Source organism: Hydrogenophaga sp. (assembly GCF_028698005.1).
Taxonomy (GTDB): Bacteria; Pseudomonadota; Gammaproteobacteria; order Burkholderiales; family Burkholderiaceae_C; genus Hydrogenophaga.
On sequence record NZ_JAQVEJ010000139.1, the window covers coordinates 1 to 7,862 of the forward strand.

A 7,862-nucleotide genomic window follows, 5' to 3' on the forward strand; every position below is an offset into this window, starting at 1 on the left:
GACGCCAACCTGGGCATCCTCGACCATGAAAAGACGGCGCCGCAGCCGATCCAGGTCGATGCCGAACTCAACCAGGGCACGCAGCCGCTGCTGCCCAAGGACGACGACATCGGCCACGTGCTCGACTACCGCAAGGTGCGCCAGATCATCATCGACGAGTGCACCGCCGATCACGTCAACCTGCTGGAAAGCCTGATCGGCAAACTGACCCGGCGCCTGATGCAACTGCCCGGCGTGATCGGCGTGCGCGTGCGCATCGCCAAACTGGAAATCTTCGACGACTGTGAAGTCGCCATCCGCATGGAAAGCGGCCAGTGGTGACGTGACAACATGACCATGACCCCCGAAAAACTCGCCTTCGAAAACCGCAAGCTCGAGAAGCGCCTGTGCCGCGAGGTCGGCCGCGCCATCGTGGACTACAACATGATCGAGGAAGGCGACCGCGTGATGGTCTGCCTGTCGGGCGGCAAGGACAGCTACGGCCTGCTCGACATCCTGATGAAGCTGCAGGCGCGCGCGCCGGTGAACTTCGAGCTGATCGCGGTCAACCTCGACCAGAAGCAGCCGGGCTTTCCGGCCGACGTGCTGCCCGCCTACCTCTCCAAACTGGGCATCCGCTTCCACATCGAGACGCAGGACACCTACTCCATCGTCAAGGACAAGATCCCCGAGGGCAAGACCATGTGCAGCCTGTGCAGCCGGCTGCGCCGCGGCATCCTGTACCGCGTGGCGCGCGAGCTGGGGGCGACCAAGATCGCGCTGGGCCACCACCGCGACGACATGCTGCAGACGCTGTTCCTGAACATGTTCTTCGGCGGCAAGCTCAAGGGCATGCCGGCCAAGCTGGTCAGCGACAACGGCGAGTTCATGGTGATCCGGCCGCTGGCCTACGTGCCCGAGAAGGACCTGATCCGCTGGGCCGAGTACCGCCAGTTCCCCATCATCCCGTGCACACTCTGCGGCAGCCAGGAAAACCTGCAACGCAAGCAGGTGGGCAATCTGCTGCGCGAATGGGACAAGCAGTACCCCGGGCGGCTGGAGAACATGCTGCACGCGCTGCAGCACGTGGTGCCCAGCCACCTGATGGACCGCACGCTCTATCCGTTCGAGACCATCCGCGCCACCGGCGAGGCCGACGAGGACGGCGACAAGACCTTCGACGAGGAGCCCATCGAGGCGCCACCGCGCGTGCGCGACGAGGACGGCGACGAAGGGAACGAAGCCGCACCGCCCCGGGTCATACCGATCACCGTGACCTGAGCACCCGGAGGCCCGACCATGCCATCTGCCGCCACCACCTCCCGCCGACGCCCGCTGCTGGTGTCGCTCATGCTCGCCGCCGCCGTCCTGTTGGCCGGCTGCGCCGGGGTGCTGCGCGTCGATTCGCAGGTCGAGAGCTTCGCCCGCTGGGACGAACGCTCGGGCCTACCGGCCGCCCCCCAGCGCTACCAGTTCGAGCGCCTGCCCTCGCAGCACCAGGGTCAGGTCGGCAAGGCCCAGACCGACCTGGAGCAATGGACCCGCGACGAACTGGCCGCGCTGGGCTGGCACCTGGCCGGCCCCGGCGAGGCGGCACCGGGCTGGCGCGTCACAGTGCAGGCGCAGAGCGTACGTTCTCCGTTCGCTCCCTGGGAGGTGCCCCACGGCGGCTACTGGCCCGGCATCAGCGTCTACGGAGGCTGGGGCCGGCCCGGCTTCGGTGCCCGCTTCGGCTTTCCCCTGGATCCCTGGTGGGACGCCACGCCCTACTACCAGCGCGCGGTTTCCATCGTGATCCGCGACGCCGCCACCGGCCAGGTGGCCTACGAAACCAGCGCCGCCCACGACAGCCGCTGGCACAGCACACCGGGCCTGTGGCAGGCCATGATCCGCGCCGCCCTGGCGGGCTTTCCGGCACCCCCGCAGGGGGTACGCCAGGTCAACATCGACCTGCCACGGTAGTCTTTCTTCATCCGTTGGACCGTCCCGTCTCCGACCCTCCCTCCGTGCAGATCACCCGCATCCTGGCCGTGCGCCACGGCGAAACCGACTGGAACCGCGACACCCGCATCCAGGGCCACACCGACATCGGGCTCAATGCCCACGGCCAGTCCCAGGCGCAGCGCCTGGCGTCCGCCCTGCGCGATGAAACCCTGGTGGCCATCTACGCCAGCGACCTGCGCCGCGCCCGCGCCACGGCCGAGGCGGTGGCCGTCCACCACGGGCTGGCCGTGCACACCGACCCGGGGTTGCGCGAGCGGGGTTTCGGCCGCCTGGAAGGCCTGACCTGGTCCGAGATCGAGACGCGCCACCCGGCCGAGGCACTGGCCTGGCGCAAGCGGCATCCGGCCTTCACCCCCCCTGGCGGCGGCGAATCGCTGCTGCAGTTGCGCGAGCGCATCGTCGCCACCGTGCACACACTGGCGGCACGCCATGCGGGCGAACAGATCCTGATCGTGACGCACGGTGGCGTGCTCGACGTCCTCTACCGCGATGCCACCCGGCAGGACCTGCAGGCGCCCCGCACCTGGACGCTGCCCAACACCGCCGTCAACCGTCTGCTCTGGAGCCCCGAGGGGCTGAGCCTGGTGGGCTGGGCCGACACCGCCCACCTGCAGGACGGCAGCCTGGACGAGCGCAGCACCTGAGGGTCCTGGCCCTCAGGCCACGATCGGACCATCGTGCGCAATCTTGCCGTCCACCAGTTCGACGAGGCGGTCGCAGCGCGCGGCCAGCCGGGGATCGTGGGTCACCACGACAAAGGACACCCCCCGCTCGGCATGCATGCGCCGCAGCAGGCCGAACACCTCGTCCGAGGAGGCCGTGTCGAGGTTGCCCGTGGGTTCGTCGGCGAGCACCAGCGGCGGTGACATCACCAGCGCGCGGGCAATGGCGACCCGTTGCTGCATGCCCCCCGACAGCTCCGACGGCCGCCGGTGCATGGCGTGCGCGAGCCCCACGGCATCGAGCAGCTCGCGCGCACGGGCCAGTTGCCTGGGCCCCACCCGGCCATCGGCCATGAGGGCCGGCAGGGTCACATTCTCCAGCGCGCTGAAGGCCGGCAGCAGGTGGTGGAACTGGAACACGAAACCCAGCGACTGGCGCCGGCGCAGGGTCAACCCGGTGTCGTCCAGATGCTGCACCGGCTCGCCCTGCAGGCGGTAGCTGCCGGCGCTCATGCGCTCGAGCAGGCCCAGGATGTTGAGCAGCGTGCTCTTGCCGGAGCCCGAGGGCCCCATCAGCGCGATGAACTCGCCGGCGTCCACGCGCAACGCGAGGCCGTGCAGCACCTCGACCTCGGAGGGCAACCCGGCGTTGTAGGTCTTGCGCAGACCCTCGATCTCGATCAGCGGGCCCGGGGGGTGGCGGACGGTATCGGTCATGGTCGGGAGCGCCCGCTCAGGCACGGATGGCCTGCGCCGGGTCCATGGCCGCGGCACGCCGGGCCGGCGCAATGGCGGCCAGCACACCACACACCGTCGCCAGCAGGGCCACCTGCAGCGCCAGCACCGGCTCCAGGGTGATGTTGAACAGGGGCAGTCCGTCGGATCCGCGCACCAGGGTGGTGAACAGCGCGATGAGCAGCGCGGCCAGCAGCAGGCCCGCCACCGAGCCGACCGAGCCGACCACGGCCCCCTGCAGCAGGAACACCCGCAGGATCTGTCCGCGGGTGGCGCCCATGGCGCGCAGGATGCCGATCTCCCGGCTCTTTTGCACCACCGACACCACCAGCACGCTGGCGATGCCCAGCACCACCACCACCAGCACCACGGCACGGATGACGCTGGTGCTGACCGATTGCGCGTTGAGCGCCGACAGCAGTTGCGCGTTGTTTTCCTGCCAGCTTTCCACCTGGTAGGGAAAGCGCTCGCGCAAGGTGTCGGCCAGGGCCTGCGCGGCCCAGACATCGTGCAGGGACAGGTCGATGGTGGTGGCGCCACCGGGCAGCTCCAGCAGGCTCTGGGCCGCGCGCAGGGGCACGAACACCGTGCGCTGGTTCAGCTCCCTGACCCCCAGGTCCACCAGCGCCGTCACCCGCACCGTGTCCGTGGCGGCGGCGGTCTGCACCGTGAACCGGTCGCCCACGCGCACGCCCAGATCGGCCGCCAGGTCGCGCCCGACGATGGCCTCGCCCGGCGCCAGCCGGGCCGTGCCGCTGACCACCTTGGCGCCGAGCCCGACGATGCGGTCATAGCGCTCCAGATCGACGCCCATCAGCGAGATCGACTGCGTGGCCTCGCCGCGCAGGGCCAGCCCCGCACCGGCCACCATCGGCGAGACGCCCGCCACCGCCGGCAGTTGCTCCAGTTGCCGCATCAGCGGCTGCCAGTTCTGCACCGAGCGCAGGCGCTGGGCACGGGGCTGCGCCTCGCTCAGGGCCAGCTCGCCCGGCGCGCGTTCGGCCGCCGGCAGCACCGTGTCCTCCAGCGAGCGCAAGGTGATGTGCGCCTGCGCGCCCAGCGTCTTGGCCAGGGTGTTGGCCTGCAACCCGCTGATCAGGGCCGAGATGTAGACGATCACCGCCACCCCGGCCGCCACCCCGACCATGATCAGCACGGTCTGCATGCGGCCCTCGCGCAGAAAGCGCATGGCCACCCGGGTCTCGAAACCAAGCCAGGCCGTCATGGGCATTCAGCGCCCCATGGAGCGGGTCAGGGCCGCGCCGGCGTCCTCGGCGGCAGCCCCGTCCACCGGGGTCAGGGACAGCGCCACGGGCCGGATCCGCACGCGCTGCCCGGCCTGCACGGCATCGCCGAGCAGGACCACCTCGCCCGCGGCCAGTCCCTCCTGTACCTCGACCGCGGCCAGCGTCTGCAGTCCCAGGCGGACGGTGCGCTCCTGGGCCCGGCCGTCGGCCAGCACCAGCAGGCGGGCGCCGGTGGCCGGCTGACCCGACGCCGCCGGCGCGCCAGCGCGCAGCGCGGCCAGCGGCAGCACCAGCGCCTGCGCGCGGCGTCCGGTCTCCACCTCCACCGACAGGGTCATGTCTTCCCGCAGGAAGTCCGGCGCATCGTCGCCCAATGAAAACAGGACCTCGATGGCACCGCGCTGCACATCCACCGCCGGCGCCAGCGACAGCACGCGGGCGCTGAAACGCTGCCCGGGGAACGCATCGGCCACGACGGCGGCGGGCTGGCCCGGCCTGAGCTGCTCGAGAAAGCGCTCGTCGGCCTGCGCGCTCAGTTGCGTGGGCCCCGCCAGCGCCAGTGTCATGAGCGAGCGGCCCGGCTGCACGATCTGGCCGGGTTCGACCTCGCGCAGGAGGACCCGGGCATCGGCCGGCGCGCGCACCTCGGCCTGCGCCCGGCGCGCCCGGGCCGCGGCGCTGGCGGCTTGCGCCACCGCCAGCTGGGCCTGCGCCTGCGCCAGATCGGCCCCGGCATCGGCCACCGACAAGGTCTGCGCCCGGGCACTGTCGCGCTGCGCCTGCGCCACCGCCACCGCGCGCCTGGCCTCGTCCAGCCGGGCCGCACTGAGGAAGCCCTGGGCCACCAGTTGTTCGGTCCGGGCCAGCTCGGCGGCGGCGGCGCGCCAGGTGGCCTCGGCCTGGGCCAGGGCCGCGGATGCCGCCGTGCGTCCGGTGCTGCGCACGCCCGCCAGCAGGGCCTGTGCCTGCCGCTCGGCCGCCGTGGCCTGGGCCAGCGCGGCGTCCAGCTCGGCCGTCTCCAGCAGCAGCAGAAGATCTCCCTGGCGCACCTGCGCGCCTTCTTCCACCAACACCCGTGCCACCCGGCCGGTCAGGGTGCTGCCCACCTCCACCTTGGAGCGCGTGGCCACACGGGCCGAGAGCTGCAGCGTGCGCACCAGCGGTGCCGCCTGCACCGTCACGGCGTCCACCACCGGTGCGCGCCTGGCCAGCCAGAGGGCCAGGGCAGCGGCCAGCACCAGCCCGAGTGCCGCCAGGGCGAACCAGCCCCGGCGCGATGGCGTCGCCGCGGTGGCCATCACGGCGCGCCTCCGAACAGGCCACCCTCGGCCGCCGGCGGCACCACCCCCAGGTGCCGGTAGGCCGCCAGCGTCGCGGTGCGCCCGCGCGGCGTGCGCTGCAGGTAGCCCTGCTGGATCAGGTACGGTTCGATCACGTCCTCGATCGTGCCCGGCTCCTCGCCAATGCTGGCGGCGATGTTGTCCAGCCCCACCGGCCCGCCATCGAAGCGGTGGATCACCGCTTCCAGCAGCTTGCGGTCCATCAGGTCGAAGCCTTCCGGATCGACGTCGAGCATGGACAGCGCGCTGCCCGCGATGGCCGCCGTGATGCGCCCATTGCCCTTGACGTCGGCATAGTCGCGCACGCGGCGCAGCAGCCGGTTGGCGATACGGGGCGTGCCGCGGCTGCGGCGCGCGACCTCGAACGCGCCCTCGGGATCGATGGGTGCCTGCAGCAGGCCGGCACTGCGCGTGACGATGCGCTGCAGCTCGGCGGGGGTGTAGAACTCCAGCCGCGCCACGATGCCGAAGCGGTCGCGCAGCGGGTTGGTGAGCATGCCGGCGCGCGTCGTCGCGCCCACCAGGGTGAACGGCTGCAGGTCCAGCTTGATGCTGCGCGCCGCCGGCCCCTCGCCGATCATGATGTCGATCTGGTAATCCTCCAGCGCCGGGTAAAGGATTTCCTCCACCACGGGCGAAAGGCGGTGGATCTCGTCGATGAACAGCACGTCGTTCGGCTCGAGATTGGTCAGCAGCGCCGCCAGGTCCTTGGGTTTTTCCAGCACCGGGCCACTGGTCTGGCGCAGGTTCACGCCCAGTTCCTGCGCGATGATGTGGGACAGCGTCGTCTTGCCCAGGCCGGGCGGGCCGAACAGCAGCACATGGTCGAGCGCCTCGCCGCGTTTTTTCGCCGCGCCGATGAAGATCTCGAGCTGCTCGCGCACCTTGTGCTGCCCCACGTACTCGTCGAGCAGCTTGGGCCGCAGCGCGCGTTCGATGGCCTCCTCCCGGGGCGAGGCGGCGGCCGCGGATACCACGCGCGGCGCGGTGGCGAAATCGTCGGTCTGGATGCTCATGGTAGGTGCTTATTTGGCCAGATTCTTCAGCGCCAGCTTGATGCCCTCGCTCACCCCCACCCCCGCCGGCAGGGCCTTGAGGGCGGCGGCGGCGTCCTTTTCGCTGTAGCCCAGCGCCATCAGCGCCTGCTGGATGTCGCTGGCGGCATCGCCCACGGCCGCGGCGGCGCTGCCCGCCAGCGGCAGGTCGGCGCCGAGCTTGCCCTTGAGTTCGAGCAGCAGGCGCTCGGCGGTCTTCTTGCCGATGCCCGGCACCTTGACGATGCGCCCGCTTTCCTGCGCCGTCACGGCCTGCGCCAGCTCGGCCACCGACAGGCCCGAGAGCAACGCCAGCGCGGTGCGCGGCCCGACGCCGCTGATGCGGATGAGCTGGCGGAAGGCCTCGCGCTCGCCGGCGCTGCCGAAGCCGTAGAGGATTTGCGCGTCCTCGCGCACCACGAAGTGCGTCAGCAGCGACACCGTCTCCCCGCTGGCGGGCAGGTGGTAGAAGGTGCTCATGGGCACCTCGACCTCGTAACCGACGCCATGGCAGTCGATCAGGATCCGGGGCGGGGATTTTTCCAGCAGGATGCCGGTGAGTTTGCCTATCATTGGGGGATTGTCCTTTGTCTTTCGGGATTATCCGTTTGATCCTCCGCCACACCTTCTCCCCGCCCGACAACGAGCGCATGGCCCACCTGTGTGGCCCCATGGACAGCCATATCCGCCTGATCGAGACCGCGCTGCAGGTCAAGGTGGCGCACCGGTTCGAGCAGTTTCGCATCGAGGGGCCGAAGGCCAAGGCCCAGCAGGCGCTGGAAGTGCTGCAGGCGCTCTACGAAATGTCGCGCCGCCCCATCCCCGAGGAGCAGGTGCAACTGATGCTGGCGGGCGACACCA

At 70.8% G+C, this 7,862-nt stretch carries 9 protein-coding genes and 1 pseudogene; 5 read left to right on the forward strand and 5 right to left on the reverse strand.

Features of this window, described 5'->3' with window-relative positions; translation table 11 throughout:
- The 4 genes from PHQ87_RS12495 to PHQ87_RS12510 all read left to right on the forward strand — a co-directional run.
- A partial coding sequence (locus tag PHQ87_RS12495; RefSeq protein ID WP_300234772.1) for a dihydroneopterin aldolase occupies positions 1-321 on the forward strand: 321 nt, incomplete at its 5' end.
- A gap of 9 nt (positions 322-330) precedes the next feature.
- Positions 331-1,260 (forward strand): tRNA 2-thiocytidine(32) synthetase TtcA, encoded by a 930-nt coding sequence (gene ttcA / locus PHQ87_RS12500; protein ID WP_300234775.1) that lies wholly within the window; start codon positions 331-333, stop codon positions 1,258-1,260.
- Positions 1,261-1,278: 18 nt separating this feature from the next.
- The gene (locus tag PHQ87_RS12505; protein ID WP_300234778.1) at positions 1,279-1,941 is read left to right on the forward strand and encodes a hypothetical protein; all 663 of its coding nucleotides are present in this window, start codon (positions 1,279-1,281) and stop codon (positions 1,939-1,941) included.
- Between the two features lie 44 nt (positions 1,942-1,985).
- Positions 1,986-2,627 (forward strand): histidine phosphatase family protein, encoded by a 642-nt coding sequence (locus tag PHQ87_RS12510; protein WP_300234780.1) that lies wholly within the window; start codon positions 1,986-1,988, stop codon positions 2,625-2,627.
- A gap of 12 nt (positions 2,628-2,639) precedes the next feature.
- On the opposite strand, the gene PHQ87_RS12515 is transcribed toward PHQ87_RS12510, so the two are convergent.
- The 5 genes from PHQ87_RS12515 to ruvA are packed head-to-tail and all read right to left on the reverse strand — an operon-like array spanning position 2,640 to position 7,574.
- Entirely contained in the window at positions 2,640-3,362 is a 723-nt protein-coding gene (locus PHQ87_RS12515) for an ABC transporter ATP-binding protein (RefSeq protein ID WP_300234783.1), read from the reverse strand.
- Positions 3,363-3,378: 16 nt separating this feature from the next.
- A complete protein-coding gene (locus tag PHQ87_RS12520) occupies positions 3,379-4,605 on the reverse strand; it encodes an ABC transporter permease (RefSeq protein WP_300234786.1) in 1,227 nt (408 codons plus the stop codon).
- 6 nt (positions 4,606-4,611) lie between these two features.
- Positions 4,612-5,925, reverse strand: coding sequence for an efflux RND transporter periplasmic adaptor subunit (locus PHQ87_RS12525; protein WP_300234795.1), 1,314 nt, complete (start codon positions 5,923-5,925; stop codon positions 4,612-4,614).
- Positions 5,925-6,983: a Holliday junction branch migration DNA helicase RuvB gene (ruvB, locus tag PHQ87_RS12530; RefSeq protein WP_300234789.1), complete on the reverse strand. Its 1,059-nt coding sequence runs from the start codon at positions 6,981-6,983 to the stop codon at positions 5,925-5,927. Before ruvB ends, PHQ87_RS12525 begins: the two co-directional genes overlap by 1 nt.
- A gap of 9 nt (positions 6,984-6,992) precedes the next feature.
- On the reverse strand, positions 6,993-7,574 hold the full coding sequence (gene ruvA / locus PHQ87_RS12535) for a Holliday junction branch migration protein RuvA (protein WP_300234792.1): 582 nt from the start codon (positions 7,572-7,574) through the stop codon (positions 6,993-6,995).
- A gap of 35 nt (positions 7,575-7,609) precedes the next feature.
- Between ruvA and PHQ87_RS12540 the strand changes: the two are divergent.
- Positions 7,610-7,862: pseudogene (locus PHQ87_RS12540) on the forward strand (PhoH family protein); the annotation flags it as partial.

What these genes read in the sequence shown, in the direction of transcription:
- ttcA (WP_300234775.1), top strand. Translation starts at nt 331, where the DNA reads ATGACCATGACCCCCGAAAAACTCGCCTTCGAAAACCGCAAGCTCGAG.
- PHQ87_RS12505 (WP_300234778.1), top strand. Translation starts at nt 1,279, where the DNA reads ATGCCATCTGCCGCCACCACCTCCCGCCGACGCCCGCTGCTGGTGTCG.
- PHQ87_RS12515 (WP_300234783.1), bottom strand. Translation starts at nt 3,362, where the DNA reads ATGACCGATACCGTCCGCCACCCCCCGGGCCCGCTGATCGAGATCGAG.
- PHQ87_RS12520 (WP_300234786.1), bottom strand. Translation starts at nt 4,605, where the DNA reads ATGACGGCCTGGCTTGGTTTCGAGACCCGGGTGGCCATGCGCTTTCTG.
- PHQ87_RS12525 (WP_300234795.1), bottom strand. Translation starts at nt 5,925, where the DNA reads ATGGCCACCGCGGCGACGCCATCGCGCCGGGGCTGGTTCGCCCTGGCG.
- ruvB (WP_300234789.1), bottom strand. Translation starts at nt 6,983, where the DNA reads ATGAGCATCCAGACCGACGATTTCGCCACCGCGCCGCGCGTGGTATCC.
- ruvA (WP_300234792.1), bottom strand. Translation starts at nt 7,574, where the DNA reads ATGATAGGCAAACTCACCGGCATCCTGCTGGAAAAATCCCCGCCCCGG.